Below are 17,934 nucleotides of genomic sequence, written 5' to 3'. Positions count from 1 at the left end.
GAAAAGATTTATCTGCGAGCGCCCTTTAGGCTTACCTTATTTTGATACATTAAAGCATCGGCTTTTTTAAAGACATCGGCAACGCTATGGTCGCAAGTCTTGTCAAAAACAGAAATACCACAGGCCATAACTACTTGACCATCAAGGGCATTCCGTTTTACAGTTTCTGCAAAATCATTCTGCAACTTTTCGCGGATTTCAAAATCTCCACCACGAAGAATCGCTACAAATTCGTCACCACCTACACGGAACACCGGACTGTGTCTGAACGTGTTGCACACAAGCCTGCTAGCCGCCTTGATATATTCGTCACCCACGATATGTCCGCGCGTATCATTAACATCCTTAAGACCGTTCACATCGCAAATGGCAATGGCGAATACAACATCTTCGCCCGACTGGATTTGCTGGTTCAGTTTGGCTTCAAATTCACCATAAGCAGTCTTGTTCTTGATTCCCGTCAAGCCGTCACGGCGAGCCTTTTCATAGGCAATGCTGGCCTCTTCCCTAATTTTCTGTTCACGGCGAATTTGAGAATCAATGTTGGTCACGCTAATCACGATATGCTTTTTATCGGAATAAACGGCCACCATTTTTACAAACAAAGGACCATCAGGAGAATTCAGGCGATAGGTAAACGTAAACACGCCATGATCATCCAGTTCCTTCAAAAGGACACTTCTTTCCAAAGCAGCCGTCAGCAACGGGATATCATCTTTGTAAATGACGCTAAGAGCATCTTTTTTAAGCTGATTGAAGAAATCATCGCCTTCAAGGGCAATACTCAGTTCGCAGAACACACGTTCGCTCTTGTATTGCACATAATGGTTTGTTTCCAGATCCACCATGTAAAGGGCGTCGTAGCGTTCAGCAAGCGCCATCACGATCTGGCCGTACAGTTCACTTTTAGAAGCTTTCTGCTTAAGAGCCAGACTTTCTCGTTCCTGTTTGTCGATGTTTGTAACACCGATAATCAAATAATCGCGCTGTTTACCCTGCCCACGAACAACCTTCATGGAATACCAAACCGGGGTTCCATTCGCAACAATGCGATACTTTCCTCTAAAGGTATTTCCGTTCTGTACAGAAGCGACAAGCTTTTCTTTAGTAGCAATATTTTCAGCAAACCAGGTCTTGTCATCTTCATAGACAACCGTTTCCAAGTTTACGCGGGTATCGGCCCAGAAATTACTCGTTTCGTTCAATTCAAGGTTTTTATGGTTCCCGCTGAACGCAAACATGGCGTAGTTATCGCTTTCTATATCGACAAAAAACACGCACTCGTAATCGAGCGAGAGAGCCATCGAAATATCTTCTATAGACAAAAGCGAATCCATCGGCAAACCGTTTTAGAAACTTTACGTTCTATAAATTAATAAAATTTTAAGAAAAATCAAACATTTTTCCGGATTTCCTATAAAAATAATCCCGAAAGAGGCCGAAACGCCATTACCTAAACAGATGCGCAGTATCCGAAGGGATGTGAGGTGTGGGGTGTGAAGTGAGGGATGAGTAATGAATAATGAACAATGAATAATGAATATTGGATATGGAGGTAGAATGAATAGTTAAAGATGGTTTTGAGATTGGAAGTAATATTTATGTTTTTACGGCTTAACAAGTCGCACAAAATTTCTACCTTTGAATTCAAATTTTCCCCAATCACTCAAGGAGTATTTATGGGCGGCTTTTGCGGTGTTGTTTCTAAAGAAGATTGCGTAAGCGATCTCTTCTTCGGAACCGACTACCATTCACACCTTGGAACCCACCGTGGCGGTTTGGCTGTTCTCAAAGCTAACGGACACTTCCATCGTTCAATCCACAATATCCAGAACACCCCGTTCCGCAGCAAGTTTGAACATGACTTGCCCTCTTTTGCCGGAAACGTTGGTATCGGCGTTATTTCGGATACTGACCCGCAGCCGCTCGTGATGACATCTAAGCTCGGCACGTTCGCTATCGTGACCGTCGGCTTGATCACCAACATCGAAGAAATCAAGAACGAGCTGTTCAAGAACAACTGCATGCAGCTCCAGTATTCCACGACTAGCGGAATGGTCGGACCGACCGAAGTGGTGTCCGCCCTGATTGCAACGCAAGATTCCATTGTCGATGGTCTCAAGTACGTTCAAGAAAAAATCAAGGGAAGCTGCTCCGTTCTTTTGATGGACGAAAACGGCAAGTTCTACGCAAGCCGCGACAAGTGGGGCCGTACGCCGATCGTGCTCGGCAAGAAAGACGGCGCCATGATTGCCCTGCAAGAAAGCTGCGCCCTCCATAACCTCGGTTTTGAATATGTCCGCGACATGGGTCCGGGCGAAATCGCCGAACTCACACCGGAAGGCGACAAGACTCTCGTTGCCCCGGGCAAGAAGATGGCTATCTGCTCATTCCTGTGGGTTTACTACGGCTACCCGGCTTCGACTTACGAAGGCCGCAATGTGGAAATGACCCGCTACCGTTGCGGTTCTGCCCTTGCAAAGCGCACCCCCACCGAAGCAGATGCCGCCTGCGGTATTCCTGACTCCGGTACATCTCACGCCCTCGGCTACGCTCACGAAGCTGGCATCAAGTTTGCCCGCCCGTTCGTGAAGTACACTCCGACTTGGGCCCGTTCCTTTATGCCGCAAGACCAGAAGCAGCGCGAACGCGTGGCATCCATGAAGTTGATTCCGATTCCGGGACTCATCAAGGACCGCCGCCTGGTGTTCTGCGACGACTCCATTGTGCGTGGTACCCAGCTCGGTAAGCAGGCTCTGAAGCTTTATTCACTTGGTTGTAAAGAAACGCACATGCGTATCGCATGCCCGCCGCTCGTTTACCCCTGTAAGTTCATCAACTTCTCTCGTTCCAAGAACGAATACGACTTGATCACCCGCCGCTACATTCGCGACCAGGAAGGTGAAAACGCCGATATCGAGAAGTACACTAATCCGGATGGCGAAGCCTACAAGGGCATGGTCGAATACATCCGCCAGAAGTTGAACCTCACGACTCTCGCTTTCCAGCGCATCGACGACGTGATTCACGCTATTGGCCTGCCCGAAGACCAGCTCTGCACTTACTGCTGGAGCGGTAAGGACTACGCCGAAACGGGTGACTGCTACCACTGCCCCTGTCACAGCGACGACAGCGACAAAGAATAAAAAGCAGTAAAATCACCGATTTTAGCCCAAAAACGACGTTTTTGGGCTTTTTTCGTGCTTAAAAAACCTTAAATTTCAATTAATTTATCTGTAAAGAACGGAAAAATTTTACATTCCGTCCTTTACACACAAGAGTTTTTTTGCTATCTTTGGCCCAAAACAATAAAACAAACCCCATTTTCCCTGAAAAACGGGAAAATAAACAAATAAGAGGTTAAAATGGCAACCGTTATCCGTCTCGCTCGTTTCGGCAAGCGTCACAACCCCATCTACCGCGCCGTGGTGATTGATTCCCGCAAGGCTCGCGACGATAGCTTTATCGAACAGGTGGGTTTCTACAACCCGAATTCCAAGACTCCGGAAATCAAGTTCGAACAGGAAAAGGTCCTCAAGTGGCTCCAGACTGGTGCACAGCCGTCTGACACCGTTCGCAGCCTCCTCAAGAAGGTCGGCATCATGGACTTGTTCCACGAAATCCGCGCTGGCCGTTCTATCGAAGGCAAGACCGCTACTCCGCGTGCTGAAAAGGCCAAGAAGGCCAAGCTCGGTCCTAAGGCTCTCGCCAAGATCGAAGCTGAAAAGGCCGCTAAGGAAGCCGCCGCTGCTGAAGCCGCTGCCGCCGCAGAAGCTCCTGCAGAAGCACCCGCTGCCGAAGCATAATTTTCGCTTGAAAAGAAACCTCGTGCCTCAAAGCACGGGGCTTTTTTATCTAGCAAAACCGCTTGAACCAAGGTAACCACCTTCCGCTGATTCAAAACCCCACTAAGTCTTTCATGTCTGAGTCCGAAGAATACATCACCGTATGCCAGCTCATGCGCACGCATGGCGTCAAGGGATACATCAAGGCGATGCCGCTCACTCACGACCTTACGCGTCATGAGAAGCTCAAGGACGTGATGCTAAAGAAGACCAATGGTGAACAGGTCCAATTGACTCTGGAAGATTCCAGGCTTGCAAACAATCTGTGGTTATTAAAGTTCAAGGGGTACGACACGCCGGAATCCCTGACTCACTTCGTGAATGCAGACGTAATGATTCCCGAATCGGAGAGGCTCCCCGCCCCCGAAGGTGAATATTACCTGGACGATCTGATTGGGTTCCGCGCAAAACTGGAAGACGGTCGTGATGTAGGTGAAGTGCTCGAAGTCGAAGAGCTGCCTACCGTGAACGCGTTTCACGTCAAGTTCGACGCGGCCTTCCAACGCGAATTTTCCGCAAAGACAATCCTCGCCCCCTGGATAGACGACTGTGTCTTGGACGTGGACGAAGATGGCAACAGCATCATTTTTAGCGCAGACTACTTAAAGAGCCTGTGCCCGGAGGAAAGGTGAAGATCGACTGCATCACCATTTTTCCCGAGATGTTTGCACCCATGAAGCAATCGATCATGGGTCGCGCCCAGAGCAAGGGACTGATGGAATTCAATACCGTCTACCTGCGCGACTTTGCCATCAACGACTACGGCCAGGTGGACGACGTGCCCTATGGCGGCGAACCGGGAATGGTCCTTAGGCCCGAACCGCTCGCAAACGCTATTCGCAGCACGGGAGTCAAGGAAGATGGCGGCAAAGTCATCTACCTGACTGCAGACGGCGTTCCCTTTACCCACAAGCTGGCCAAGGAACTTTCCAAGGAAAGCCACCTGGTACTTGTCTGCGGGCACTACAAGGGAATCGACGACCGCATCCGCCAGTCCGAGGTCGACCTGGAAATTTCTATCGGTGATTTTGTTGTGAGCGGAGGCGAACTACCTGCCATGCTCGTGACGGATGCCGTAGTGAGACTCCTGGACGGGGCTCTCGGCAACAAGGAATCCGGCGAAACCGATTCCTTTGCGCAGGGGGTACTGGGATGGCCGGTCTATACCCGACCCGAAGTTTTTGAAGGAAAAAAGGTCCCCGAAGTGCTCCTTTCGGGCCATCACGCGAACATTAAAGCCTGGAGGCGCCAAGAATCGTTAAAAAGAACGCAAGAAAGACGCCCAGACATCTTTAAAAATCTTGAAGAAGATACTAAATTTGGCATCAAATAAAAACGAGGTACACAAATGTCCCTGAACATTGAAGCAATCCACAACGAAAACTTGAAGACCGACCTTCCCGAACTCCGCGCCGGTGACACCGTTACCGTGAACGTGAAGGTGATCGAAGGCACCAAGGAACGTATCCAGCCGTTCAAGGGTGTTGTGATCCAGAAGAAGAACACCGGTATTTCTGCAACTCTTACCGTCCGCAAGATGAGCGGCAGCGTGGCCGTGGAACGTATTTTCCCGCTCCACTCCCCCCGTATCGATTCCATCGTTCTCGATCGTCCGGGTAAGGTCCGTCAGGCTCGCATCTACTACATGCGCGACCTCCGCGGTAAGGCTGCTCGTATCGACGAACGTCAGGCTTAATCAGCTTAACACTCGAGGAACATGACCTCGCGTCAACAATTAATCCCGCCCACGCACCAAAGCGTGAAGGCGGGTTTTGTTGTTTATTCACCCGGGAGCGAATACCGGAGCATCGTTATCCTTGAAGAAGGAGAACTCGTTGCCCGCGAAGTTACGCCCCCGCATTCTGTCGTATTCACTATGCGACCGGGAGATCTGGTCGGAGTGGCGGCACTGCTTGAACGCGAACCGTTCAGGTATGAACTTTCGGCAAGCAAAGATTCCAAGATTACACTCGTAACCGAAGAGTGCATGGAATCTGAACTGAAAAGGCTTCCGTTGTGGCTCTTGGCCCTCATTCGTAGTCTTTCTGCAAAGACGCATCAGCTCAAGCGCGCAACCGTCAAGACCCGCGTGCAGAACTCGCTCAAGAGTATTGCCGAATACTTGAGCCACAAGCCCAAGGACACCGAATTCAACCTGGCTGAACTGATTCGCGAATACTGCTTTTTGACAAAGATTTCGACCGCCGCCGCACAGGAAGACTTGAAGTCGCTTTTGCGCAGGCACTTGATTAAACTGTCGCAAAAAGACGGTCGCATTTTCTGCAAAATTGCAGACCCAGAACTTTTGCACATTTTTACGGACTACCTGCGCGCCCAAGAACGCGGTGTCGAATACGCTCCGTACAAATTAAACATCGTGCAGAAAAAGATTCTTGTATTCCTTTCGGCAAGCGAAGGGATCAAGCCCAAGACCGGGCCAGAATGGATTACTTTCATTCACGAAAAGTTTAGCGACGCCGATGTTTCGCAGTGGATTAATTTGTTAAAAAAGGAATGGTTCGTGAAAGCCGAGCCAAACAATCCTGACTGCGACCACTTTGTCGTTAACAGGCTCCAAGTGCATTATTACTTGAAAGCCTTGCGCTACGAAACCAACATTCGGGGGGTACTATGATTCTTGAAGAAGGACAAGTACTGTTCCGCGAAGGCGCCCCGAGCGAAAAGCTTTACGTGATTCGCGACGGCGAACTGCAAGGCACCAATTCCCGCAACAGCGAAGTGAACACTTACGGCCCGGGCGTTCTGATTGGTGAACTTTCGCTCCTTAAAAAAGAGCCCTGCTCCGAAACGGTTACGGCAACCGAAGATTCTGAACTGATTGAAATCACGCCCGACAACTTAGACGAAACTCTGGAGCAGGAACCCACCTGGTTCAAGTCCATCATTACGTTCTTGACGGGCCGCCTGCAGATTGCTGGCGACAACAAGCGCAAAAGCGACAAGATTAAGGCGTTGCCTAGCCTGCTCTACATTCTGGATTCGCTTTCGGTTCGCACCAAGGTTAACGAAGAAGCCGACGTTTCTCTCGCCGAAGTCATAGACGGCGTCGAGAATCTTTTCAACCTTTCGAAAGACAACATCGAAGACTTGTTGAAGATTCTGGAAGACCTGGAAATCTTGAAGATTCAGGGGCCGCAGATTCATGTGAAGAACGCGAACGTGGTACACCTGCTGTACGAATCGATTCGTTACCGCGCCCGCTACAAGAAGATGCCGCCGCAGATTCTTTCGATGACCGAACAGATGGTACTGAACGCCGTCATCAAGACCGTGCAGCAAAGCAAGGAACCGCTCAAGAACGGCACCTTTACCGTATCAACCGATTCGCTCCTGAAAGTCGGCAAGCGCGCCATGTTTGGCGCCACGCTTACCACGCGCACCATGCTCCCGCTCTTGGAACGCAAGCTGTTGAACGCATCTATAAAAATTGCGGACACCAGTTCACTCCCCGAAATCACCGAGATTCCGTCGTTTTTCGGGGATTTTGATACCATCCTTGACTTGATGGAACTCAACCGCATTTACCCGCTGCTCGACAAGAAGCTCGTTTGACCTCTCTTGAGTCACGCTGACGAAGGTCAGCGTCAGCATTTTTTCTATCTTTACCCCCGTAAAATCAATTAACCCCTAGCAGGTAAAATTATGAAACTTTCTGCACTTCTCGTGACCCTTTCCTCCATTGCCGCCTTCGCTCAGGAAGCAGCCGAAGCTGAACAGCAGCCGAGCGCCATCAGCAGCTTCTTGCCGCTCATTCTCTTGTTCGTGGTGATGTGGCTTTTCTTCATCCGTCCGAAGAACAAGGAAATGAAGAAGATGGAAGAAATGCGCAAGGCCCTCAAGAAGGGTGACAAGGTGATCACCACCGCTGGCATTATCGGCACTGTTACCAACATCGATGAAACCGGCACCACGATTTCTGTGCGTACGGGTTCCACCACCATCATCGATTTTGAAAAGTCCGCAATTCTCCGCGTTCTGAACGCTGAAACTGCGACCGCAGCAAAGACCGAAGAAAAGAAGTAATCCATGGCTCTTCTCGAAATTAGAACTTACGGCGACCCGGTGCTTCGCAAAAAGTGCGAACCCATTACCGAGATTACGCCTGAACTGCGCCAGCTCGCCAAGGACATGCTCGAAACCATGTACGAGGCGCCGGGTTGCGGCCTTGCCGCCCCGCAAATTGGCAAGAACATTCGCTTGGTCGTAATCGACACCGCTATTCCCGGTGAAGAAGAACCGCGCCCCTACATTATGTTCAACCCCGAATGGGAAGCCGAACCCGATGCAAAGGTGGTGCCGTACGACGAAGGTTGCCTTTCTGTGCCGGATATCTTCTGCAACGTGATGCGTCCCGACAAGGTGTGCGTGCGTTTCTTTGACATCAATGGCGAACCGCAAGAACTGCATGACTGCGACGGACTCTTTGGCCGCTGCATTCAGCACGAAACGGACCACCTGAACGGCGATTTGTTCGTAGACAAGATTTCGACTGCCGACCGCACCATGAACCAGTCCAAGCTGCGTAAAATGGCAAAGGATACTCAGGCGAAACTAAAGAAGCGCTAAGGCTGGTCCAAAGCACTTTGAGCAATGTCATGCCCGCCATCGAGCGGGCATCTCCTTTTTTGTCAAAGAATAATTTGTATAATTACACAAGTAATGTCCTTTAAACTTCCACTGTTCTTTGCACTTACTTTCGGGATTTCGTTTGCTTTTGCAGACGATGACTTCGACTTGCCCGACGATGTGCAAAGTACGGAAGTGCCGGCGACCGCCGAAGATATTCCTGAAGGGCCTGTAAATTTCGTCCCTATTGAAGAAACTACTACCGGAACCGAAAATACAGCGGACACCGCATCTTCAAAAAAAGCAAACGTCAAGACAGAAAGTCCGAAGGCAAAAGAACCTGTTCAGCAAGCGAAGCAAAATAAACCGCTACCCGTAAAGAACAAGTCTGCCAAGGACATTGCAGACAGTTACTTGCCGCCCATGCCCGAAGCACCTGCCGTTCCGGCAAAGCCCGCTACTCCAGCAAAACCCGCGGCAACGACCGTAACAAGCTCTGCAACAAATGATACCGTCCGATTTGAAGACATGCAGATTCCCGAGGACTTGAACCGTCCGCTTCGTGTAGGGATTTTCACGGGAGTCAAAGAACTCTACATCAATTACCAAGGCGAAACCGTACGCGTCACTCCACGCGGTAACATGGTCCGCTTCGAAGCCGACGGCAATTCCACCGAAGACATCGCACACGAATTCAACAGCGAAGACGGCGGATGCCTCGCCGTCGCCCCCGATAAAAAGAGTCTCGGCAGGGCATGCTACCCCGGCAGCGTCATGTTCCGCACCACAAACGGCAAGCTCGACGCCATCAATTCGGTCGATGTCGAAGACTACTTGCGCGGTGTAATTCCCTACGAAATTGGCAAGCTCGATTCCAGCCGTATCGAAGCTTTAAAGGCACAAGCCGTTGCCGCCCGCACTTACGCATACAAACATTTTAACAGCCGCGAATCCATGGGCTTTGACGTTTACGCCGACACCAAGGACCAGGTCTATAAGGGCCTGGAATCGGCAACACCGTTGACCGATGCAGCCGTCAAGGCTACCGCAGGTGTCGTGATGACTTACGGTGGCGAATTCATTATCGCCTACTACCATTCCACTTGCGGCGGCGTCACTGAAACGCTTGCCACTTGGAACCGCGCAGACCTTCCGTACTTAAAGTCTGTTCCGGACAAGCGCCCGAATGGAAAGCCCTGGTGCGATGAATCCAGCTATACTAAGTGGGAACGCCGCTTCGCCGACAAAGAAATCGCAAAGTTGTTCAAGACAAACGCCACCGAAGCGAAGGCGACATTCAGTACTGCAGACGGAAAAGACTTCAAGAAAGTCAAATCCATCAAGATTAAAGACAATCTCAAGAGCGGACGCATTTTGACACTCCGCGTCGAAACAGACAGGGGACATTTCGACGTGCAAACCGATCGCACCCGCTGGCTGTTCAAGAAGGCGGGAACCATACTCCCCTCCTCTTTCTTTACCGTGAAAAAAGAAGGTAAGGAATGGTTGCTTACCGGCACCGGATTTGGGCACGGCGTGGGCATGTGCCAAATGGGAGTGCGGGCTCGTGCGCAGGCCGGGCAAAGCTATCAAGAAATCTTGAGTCATTACTACCAGGGAATCACTCTGGAAAAATTCGAGCGGTAAGCGCGTGGATTACTCCAACGAAAAGCCGCTACTCGCTGTAATTAGCCAAGGTTGCGCAGCCAACTTTGGCGATGGCGAAAAAATTGCAAGGGCATTTGCAAGCGAATACCACGTTGTCTTCGGAATGCCCGAATCGAAAACGTCTGAGAAGCCCGCAGCATTCGTGCTGAACGTCTGCACCGTGAAAGGGAATGCCGGCGCACTTAAGTTGTTGCGCGAAGCATTAAGCGCTGCCCCCGACGCCAAGATATTCATTACGGGCTGCGCCCCGAAAGACTTTAGAGAAGAAGCCGCCAAGATTTCCGATAAGGTCGTATTCACTAGCCTAAAGGAGCTCGGGTCGGCGGCCCCTCGTGGGACCCCCCTGCGAGAATCACCGCTGGTGGGGATAGTCAACATCGAAGAAGGTTGTCTGGATGCATGCGCATATTGCTCTACAAGGCTCGTGAAAGGGCGTTTGCATAGCTACCCTGCCGCAGACATCGTGCAACAAGTAAAAAGCCTCGTAAGCGACGGATGCGTTGAAATCCAGTTGACAGGCCAAGACTGCGGTTGCTACGGATTCGACACCGGCACCAACCTCGCTGAACTCGTTCAACAGATTCTGGCTGAAGTCCCGGGCAATTACAAGATGCGCCTTGGCATGGGTAACCCACGCCACATGATGCAGTATCTGGACGATCTCTTAAAATGTTTTGAAGACGACCGCGTCTACAAATTCATTCACCTGCCCGTGCAAAGCGGAAGCGAAAACATTCTCAAGGCAATGAACCGCAAGCATTCTGCAGACGACTACGTGATGCTTGCCGAAGCGTTCAACAAGTTCCCGCTATTCACGCTCAGCACCGACTTGATTGTCGGATTCCCGGGCGAAACCGAACAAGATTTTCAGGATACGCTCAACATTCTCGAAAAGACGCGTCCGACAGTTTGCAACATCACGCGCTTTGTGACGCGCCCGAACACGCCCGCCTACAACATGGCCGGCGCCGTTCCCGACGAAGTCAAGCACTTTCGTTCTGCCGCCCTTGCCGAAGCCTTCCAACGCATCGCGACTGAAAATAACGCCCGTTGGGTAAGCACCACCGAAACCGTGGTTATCGAAAAGCCCGGCTACCGCAAGGGCACCTACATCGCCCGAAACGCCGCCTACCGCCCGGTAGCTATCACCAGCGAAAAACCGCTACAGCCGGGCGAACGATTCACCGTCAGCATCGCTGCCGCCGAACCCTTCGCCCTCATTGGCAACATTATCGATTAACCTAATCGGGCCCTAAGAAAGCCATTCTTTCGTTATCTATAAAAAAATCCCGCCGGTTTTAAAACCCGCGGGAAAATTCTTTTAAGCGATTTCCAAATTACTTGGTCGATGCGCGCTTGTAACCACGTCTGTAGGTTTCAAACGTACGAGAGTAGTAAAGTGTATGCGGCCAAGCAGATGCGCCTTCCTTAATGCAAGCCGTGTAGGCTTCCTGAACGAAGGTCACCTGATAAATGTAAGGACCAGTTCCCACTTCTCTACCAGACTGAGACACCGGATACATCTTAATGGTAATCAAACCGGCACCCGTTTCGCCATAAAGCAATGCATCACCGCAACCCGGTTCAACCTTGCCCTGGCCCAAAGCGGCATGTAACTTAGCTTCGTCCATGGTTTCCTGGTACTGGCTCACAAAGTGGCCCAAGTGGTCGAACACGCGCACGTTAATGCGGAACGGGCCCATCACCGGATAAGACACGCTGAAGCAACTTTCCGTACCATTCGAATAGCACATCGAAGTTACAGACTGCTGGCCACCCACATAAGGCGTTGTATAGGGGTTAGAGCCACCTTCCGGAGTAGACTGCGAGAAGGCCTTCTTTTCTTCGTTAGTCAATGCGAGCGGGTTATTGTTCTTACCCACGCCACTCGGCACAGAGGTGAACAACAGGTCAGCCGTGTAGTTCTTCGGCAATTCGCCATCATGACTTTCAGCAATATTGGTAAGAATGGTTGCCTGAGTGGTAAAGTCCGGACGGGTAATTGCAGAGTCCATCACGAACGGAGAACCCTGAGTCGGAGCCTTGAAGATCACATCAGACCAATCTTCCGGAGTATCCGGGAAACCGACCACAGACTTACCCGAAGAAGAGGTCACCTTGTACTTTACAGCCAGGTTCCATTGAAGCATAACTTTCCATGTAGCTTCATCGATACCATAAGCGGCATAATCAGCCTTTTGCTGTTTGTATTCATCACTATTCACAGCATCCTGGTCATACGGGAAGTTGAACGCAACCTTATCGCCACCCACAATAATCTGGTTTTCAACGATATTGCCGTTGATATCCTTCAGGACACCTGTAAAGTTGTACTGCACACCAGAAGCGCCCTGACTAGCAATTTCTTCGATGCTTGTAACGTAATAGCCGTAAACCTCGGTTTTCTTGATACCAGTCGCAGGATCCGTCACAGAACGCATCACAAGAATTGGCGGTTGAGTAGTTCCATTCGTGGCAATATTTGCAATGGTTGCTTGATCCAGAGTGGTGTTCAAGTACATGGTCACGGTCTGGTTACCTGCAGAGTCAAGCTTTGCAAGCACCTTGCTCACAGCCGGCTGACCGTAACGGGACGGAGCCAGTTCAGAAAGCGAGCTACGGATACGCAGGTTAGAACCATCAGACTGACGGTCCGCATAGAAGAAGTGCAAATAGTGCCAAGAATCGTGCAGCCAGGTACCATCAGGACCAAGCTTTGCTGCACAGGAGTCTTGCATCGGATCGCCCTGACGGCAGCCATGCATGTTTGCAGCCAGGTAGTCCATATCGGCCGTACCTGCAGCAGCAAGGTGAGTACCACCCAAGTCAACCACCAACACGCCATCCACAAAGATCCACATGTCATCGTCACCGGTGAACTTAAAGACTTCGTGCTGGCCCTTCTTGTACTTGAACTTGGCAACACCCATCATGGTAAAGCCGTAGTTGCGCAAATGGCGAAGACCAATGTTGTTCGGCTTGCCCGCTACTCCAAGAGCTGCATCAATGGCAGCATTTTCGCTTCTAGGACCACCTGCACCTAACCATGCATTACAAAGAGACTCGGTATTTTCACCCATAAAGTCAGTCTGGGTGTCAGCCCACTGGTATGCATAGGGCGGGCAGAAAATCGAAAGGCTCTGAGGGCCATACTGGTTCGGGAACAACGGCTTTTGAGAAACCCACTGGAACTTGCCATCTTCCGTAATGCTATCGAGCGGGAAATAGCCACCATTGTTCCAGTTCTTATCAATTTCAAAATATGCCGGTTCAGTAGCATCCTGGTCCAGGATCAAAGTCGTGTTCGTACGCTTGTTCATGCCCTCAACATCAGTATACCACTGTTCGAAATACTGGTTGTCGCAAGCAAATCTAGCTCTTGTAATCACCGGCTCATAAATATCAAGGGCGCAGTTATTGTTTGCGTCACAGTCAGTGAGGTCAGGCGGGAAATACAATTTCTGTTCCACCATGCCCGGAGTCGTATAGACAATCTGGGACCAAGAGTGGGTCTTACAAACCTTTGTACCCGAGCAAGTCTTTTTGTCGTCAGCCAAGTTTGCGGACCACGTGCCAGAAGCATCGGAACAAAGATCGGTCACCAAGCCGCGCATCACCTTAAGGCCAAGCGGGTTCAATTTAGCATCGTATTGGCAATCCTTGAATTCGCCATACCAAGCATAACCGGAATTATCGACCAAAGCCAGCACGTAGTCAGGCATTGTCGAAAAAGCACCAGATGTAGACATCAAATCATGCGGATAGCCATTCACACCAACCGCAATACCAAGTTCAGGAGTCTGCGTGTTACCGCAGCCGAAAAGAGCGTCATTACTACGACGAGTGGACCATTCCGCATTAGACGTATACGAGACATGCCAAGTATCCGGATACCTACCAATAGTCCTTCCGCCACTCTTTTTGCCACCGTTATAAATACTATTATGCGCTTCTTCCTGGAAATTTTCAAAGTCCGGATGTGTTACCGGAAAGTCTCGAATAATGATATCCAATTCTCTCTGGTTATCAGCCACCTCAGCCTGAGAGGACATAGCCCCAACAAGTCCACAGATAGTCGCACTAAGTGCCAATCGCTTAACAGTATTCAATTTCATAATAATCCAATCGCCTTACCCATAATTATAGGTTTAGAATATTCCATCTTAAATATACACCTTTTTTTTGACTTTTATTAACTTTTTATTGTGAAAATTCGTTTAAAAAAACCGTTTGCTGAAACTTCGTGCCATAAAACACTTATTTTTAACTTGCGGCCGGAACAGTTCCTTACATTTTTCTAAATAATGGCCCATAATGAGTATTTCTACCCTTTTTACGATAGCAATGGCGCTCATTTTTGCGCGAATTTTTTGGTTAAAAATCAAGGACGTGAGCATGAAAGGCGAATCTTTCAAGAAACTCCCGCCCAAAGACCAGCTTGCCGTGCTCAAAGAATGCCTTTTGAACAACCCAACCGAGACAAATTTGCAAAACCTGAAGGATTTCATTCAAAAACAGGGTTTAAATCTCGACATTGAATCTTACAGGCCTTTCATCAAGAAACAGCAAGAACTGAGCAAACGTAAAGACGCCCTGGTCGAAGACAACGAGCTTTTTACCGCCGAATCCGAATGGGTGGACCAAATTTTGCCCCTGGAATTCGAAGAAGCCAAACTCGCCAAGCAAGAAAATCGGCACGAGGACTTTATTTTGCATTCGCTCGAAGGGATTGCCAGGCTTTATTCGGATAAAGCCATTCTAAACGAACTAGAGGCTCTAGTTCAGGATTACCCCAAAGCAAAGCAACTTGCCCAAGGATATCGCGATCTCATGGACCTACGAGACAGCAGCGGCGCCGATGACGAATCCCTCAAAAAATTGCGTAGCGCCAAGGAATCTTGGGAAAAATCACTTTTGGACGTTGAAACGTGATCCTGCTTGTCGCCGAAAAACCGTCTGTTGCAAACCAACACTACCGCCCTATGTTGGAGCGGTTGGAAGGGGAAAAATTCACCCAAGGCGACGGATGCCTGATTGGTAAGAACCACTGCATTACCTGGTGCGTAGGTCACCTGATTACCCTTGCACCGTTAGACGCCTACCCCGGATTCGAAGGCGGCTGGCGGCTTTCGAATTTGCCCCTGCTCCCTGAAAAGTTCAAGCTCATGGAAATCGAGAGCACCAAGAAACAGCTGAATGTGGTGCGACAGATGATGGAGCAGGCTGACGTGCTGGTGAACGGCGCGGATGCCGGCCGCGAAGGTAACTTGATTTTTGACCTAGTGCTCGACTACACGCCCTCTTTTAAGCAAAAAACCATTAAGCGCCTGTGGGTGAACAGCTATGTAGCCAAGGACTTGGACAAAGCCTGGAAGAACCTGGAAGATGCCACCCAACGCGTGAATTTGAGTTATGCAGCCCGTTTAAGACAGCGAGCCGACTGGATGGTAGGTCTGAACGCGACACGCGCCTACACGCTTACGGCAGGGCGCGGCAAGATGATTTCAGTGGGCCGTGTGCAAACGCCTACACTCAATTTGATTGTAGAACGCGACACCATCGTGGAGCAATTCAAGGAACTCTTTTACTACAGCGTCGTGGGCACATGGAAAGGGTTCCAGGCCCAATTTGTCAAGCGCGAAGAAGACGCCAAGGGCGAAGCGAACCTTAAAGTAGCCGTCTTTGAAAAAGAATCGGAAGCGAATTCGGTTGTAGCGCGTTGTGTTCCTCCTGCCGAAGCGACTATAGCTAAAATCGATAACCAGCAGAAAAAGCAGTTTCCGCAAAAACCATTCGACCTGACCGAATTGCAGAAAGAGGGCAACAAGCGTTTTAAATACAGCGCCCAGCAAGTTCTAGATTGCGCCCAGAATCTGTACGAAAAGAAACTGCTGACATACCCGCGTACCGATTCGCAGTACCTGCCCGACACCATGAAGCAAGAGGCATTCGCCCTCGCGCAAAAATTGGCGACCCCCGAGCAGCAAAAGATTTTCCGTTCCTTCGATGAAAATTTTGTCTTCATCAATTCAAGCAAGGTGACTGACCACTTTGCCATTATCCCCACCGGCGAAGCTCCAAACGATTTGCCCGAAATGGAGCAGAAGATTTACGACCTGGCCAAGGAACGCTTTGTGCAGGCGTGGCTAAAGCCGTACGTGTGGGACGAAATGGAGGTGATTCTTGAGGCGAAAGACGAGAGACGAGAGACGAGAGAATTATTCCGTTTGAAGCTCAAGCGCAACGAAGATCTCGGTTTCCGCGCACTCGTCAAAGAGACGAAAGACGACAAGAAAAAAGCGAAGGGCAAAAAAGGCGACGCCGAATCCAAGGACGCCGAAGGCAAAGGCGACAGCGACGATATCACGAATTTGGTCGAAGCATTCCCCGAATGGAACGCCGGCGACAGCGCGCCCTTCGATAGCGTCGAATTGCAAAAGAAAAAGAAGAGCAAGCCTAAATACTATACCGAGGCAACGCTCCTTGCCGCCATGAAGACGGCCGGTAAGCAAATCGAAAACGAAGAACTTGCCGAAGCTATGAAAGACCGCGGCTTGGGTACGCCGGCAACGCAGGCAGGCATTATCGAAACACTCAAGAAACGCGGCTTCATTGAAGCGCAAAAGAATTACTTAGTGAGTACCGCCCGCGGGCGCGAAGTCATCGCCTTGATGGATGAAAAAGTCAAGTCGCCCGAAATGACAGGCGAATGGGAATACAAACTTTCTCAGGTCGAAAAAGGCGTGCTTGCACCCGCTGAATTCCGCGACGGAATCGTTGAATACGTGAAGCAGCTGTTCACCGATTTGCATGCGCGATACGGCTGCCAGTTCGAGCGCGAAACCGTAACCGAAAGCATTCCATGCCCGAAATGCGGGAGCGCGCTCGATGTAGCCCCCTGGGGCTACGTGTGCCCCAAGACCGAATGTGGATTCCGATTCGGGCACACAGTGGCAGGCAAGATGCTTGCTCACGCCGAAATCAAGAAATTACTTGCCGGCGAAACTGTCGGACCTGTTTCAGGTTTCAAGAGCAAGAAAGGCACTGAATTTTCAGCAAAGCTTTCAGTCGATAAAGATTTCAATATTCAGTTTGAATTCGAAAGCGACGGCAAATTCCACGGACAGAAAACAGAATACAAGTGTCCGCTTTGCGGCGCCACTCTCGAAGAAAACAAGAACGCCTTATTCTGCACCAATGCAACCGATGGCGTCGATTGCAAATTCACGCTATTCAAAACCGTTGCGGGCCACACGCTTACCACCACCGAAATAGGCGAACTCTTTACTAACGGCGAAACGCCGCTGATTCAAGATTTCAAGAGCAAGAAGGGGTCTGATTTTGCCGCCCGCCTCAAATGGGGCGAAGGCGCCGACAAGGGCCGCACCGTTTTTGAATTCATGCGCAGGAACCTCCCCTGCCCCGTTTGTGGCGATCAATTGCGTTTCCGCAGCGGTACATCGGGCCAAGGCGCAAACGAAGCTACACACGCCGCTTACGTGTGCATGAACCCGCAATGTGGCTTTGGCATTCCGCAAGTATTCTACCAGCGCAAATTCACCGACGAAGAAGTCGAAGGCTTACTCAAGAACAAATTCACACCAGTTCTTGAACCGTTCAAGAAAAACGACACAACCTTCCGCGCGGCACTCGAAATCCGCGACGGCGGCAAACTCGCCTTCAACAAATTAACCGTCGAAGTCATCTCTCAAAAATAGACCGAGCCAAAGAGTTAACTTGAAAAGACATGTTCGCAGACCGAACTGTTTTTCTTGTAATAAAGACCGGTTCCCAAGGCGAGCGAAGCGGCAATGCTTGCATTGCCATTTCCGAG

15 protein-coding genes are annotated in these 17,934 nt (G+C 50.2%); 13 read left to right on the top strand and 2 right to left on the bottom strand.

From position 1 onward, the window contains the following. Positions 1 to 8: 8 nt before the first annotated feature. Positions 9 to 1,337: a GGDEF domain-containing protein gene (locus QOL41_RS05045; protein ID WP_283428877.1), complete on the bottom strand. Its 1,329-nt coding sequence runs from the start codon at positions 1,335 to 1,337 to the stop codon at positions 9 to 11. Between the two features lie 342 nt (positions 1,338 to 1,679). Here QOL41_RS05045 and QOL41_RS05040 point away from each other — a divergent pair, with 342 nt between their 5' ends. From QOL41_RS05040 to QOL41_RS04990, 11 genes are all read left to right on the top strand, one after another. Continuing rightward, complete coding sequence (locus tag QOL41_RS05040) at positions 1,680 to 3,146, top strand: amidophosphoribosyltransferase (RefSeq protein WP_283428876.1); 1,467 nt, start codon at positions 1,680 to 1,682, stop codon at positions 3,144 to 3,146. A 219-nt stretch (positions 3,147 to 3,365) separates the two neighbouring features. Beyond that, on the top strand, positions 3,366 to 3,806 hold the full coding sequence (rpsP, locus tag QOL41_RS05035) for a 30S ribosomal protein S16 (RefSeq protein WP_173653431.1): 441 nt from the start codon (positions 3,366 to 3,368) through the stop codon (positions 3,804 to 3,806). A 113-nt stretch (positions 3,807 to 3,919) separates the two neighbouring features. After that, positions 3,920 to 4,477: a ribosome maturation factor RimM gene (gene rimM, locus QOL41_RS05030; RefSeq protein ID WP_173653458.1), complete on the top strand. Its 558-nt coding sequence runs from the start codon at positions 3,920 to 3,922 to the stop codon at positions 4,475 to 4,477. Next, a complete protein-coding gene (gene trmD, locus QOL41_RS05025) occupies positions 4,474 to 5,178 on the top strand; it encodes a tRNA (guanosine(37)-N1)-methyltransferase TrmD (protein ID WP_173653432.1) in 705 nt (234 codons plus the stop codon). Before rimM ends, trmD begins: the two co-directional genes overlap by 4 nt. Positions 5,179 to 5,193: 15 nt before the next feature. Beyond that, positions 5,194 to 5,541, top strand: a complete 348-nt coding sequence (gene rplS, locus QOL41_RS05020) for a 50S ribosomal protein L19 (protein ID WP_072978956.1) — start codon at positions 5,194 to 5,196, stop codon at positions 5,539 to 5,541. 21 nt (positions 5,542 to 5,562) lie between these two features. Continuing rightward, positions 5,563 to 6,480 carry a cyclic nucleotide-binding domain-containing protein gene (locus QOL41_RS05015; protein WP_173653433.1) on the top strand — a complete coding sequence of 306 codons (918 nt, stop codon included), beginning with the start codon at positions 5,563 to 5,565 and terminating at the stop codon, positions 6,478 to 6,480. Beyond that, positions 6,477 to 7,418 carry a cyclic nucleotide-binding domain-containing protein gene (locus tag QOL41_RS05010; protein WP_283428875.1) on the top strand — a complete coding sequence of 314 codons (942 nt, stop codon included), beginning with the start codon at positions 6,477 to 6,479 and terminating at the stop codon, positions 7,416 to 7,418. The genes QOL41_RS05015 and QOL41_RS05010 overlap by 4 nt, the downstream gene beginning before the upstream one ends. A gap of 90 nt (positions 7,419 to 7,508) precedes the next feature. Beyond that, positions 7,509 to 7,889, top strand: a complete 381-nt coding sequence (gene yajC, locus QOL41_RS05005; protein ID WP_173653435.1) for a preprotein translocase subunit YajC — start codon at positions 7,509 to 7,511, stop codon at positions 7,887 to 7,889. A 3-nt stretch (positions 7,890 to 7,892) separates the two neighbouring features. Continuing rightward, on the top strand, positions 7,893 to 8,432 hold the full coding sequence (gene def / locus QOL41_RS05000; protein WP_173653436.1) for a peptide deformylase: 540 nt from the start codon (positions 7,893 to 7,895) through the stop codon (positions 8,430 to 8,432). Between the two features lie 93 nt (positions 8,433 to 8,525). Beyond that, entirely contained in the window at positions 8,526 to 10,079 is a 1,554-nt protein-coding gene (locus QOL41_RS04995) for a SpoIID/LytB domain-containing protein (protein WP_283428874.1), read from the top strand. A gap of 4 nt (positions 10,080 to 10,083) precedes the next feature. Further along, positions 10,084 to 11,340 carry a MiaB/RimO family radical SAM methylthiotransferase gene (locus QOL41_RS04990; RefSeq protein ID WP_283428873.1) on the top strand — a complete coding sequence of 419 codons (1,257 nt, stop codon included), beginning with the start codon at positions 10,084 to 10,086 and terminating at the stop codon, positions 11,338 to 11,340. Positions 11,341 to 11,437: 97 nt separating this feature from the next. On the opposite strand, the gene QOL41_RS04985 is transcribed toward QOL41_RS04990, so the two are convergent. Continuing rightward, positions 11,438 to 14,152, bottom strand: coding sequence for a fibro-slime domain-containing protein (locus QOL41_RS04985; RefSeq protein WP_173653439.1), 2,715 nt, complete (start codon positions 14,150 to 14,152; stop codon positions 11,438 to 11,440). 343 nt (positions 14,153 to 14,495) lie between these two features. On the opposite strand from QOL41_RS04985, the gene QOL41_RS04980 reads away from it, so the two are divergent. Together QOL41_RS04980 and QOL41_RS04975 are read left to right on the top strand one after the other, a co-directional pair. Then, positions 14,496 to 15,032: a hypothetical protein gene (locus tag QOL41_RS04980; protein WP_173653440.1), complete on the top strand. Its 537-nt coding sequence runs from the start codon at positions 14,496 to 14,498 to the stop codon at positions 15,030 to 15,032. Further along, positions 15,029 to 17,818, top strand: coding sequence for a type IA DNA topoisomerase (locus tag QOL41_RS04975; RefSeq protein WP_283428872.1), 2,790 nt, complete (start codon positions 15,029 to 15,031; stop codon positions 17,816 to 17,818). Before QOL41_RS04980 ends, QOL41_RS04975 begins: the two co-directional genes overlap by 4 nt. Positions 17,819 to 17,934 lie beyond the last annotated feature (116 nt).

Source organism: Fibrobacter sp. UWB10 (genome assembly GCF_900182935.1).
Taxonomy (GTDB): Bacteria; Fibrobacterota; Fibrobacteria; order Fibrobacterales; family Fibrobacteraceae; genus Fibrobacter; species Fibrobacter succinogenes_O.
This window is presented reverse-complemented; position numbering and strand designations above follow the sequence as displayed.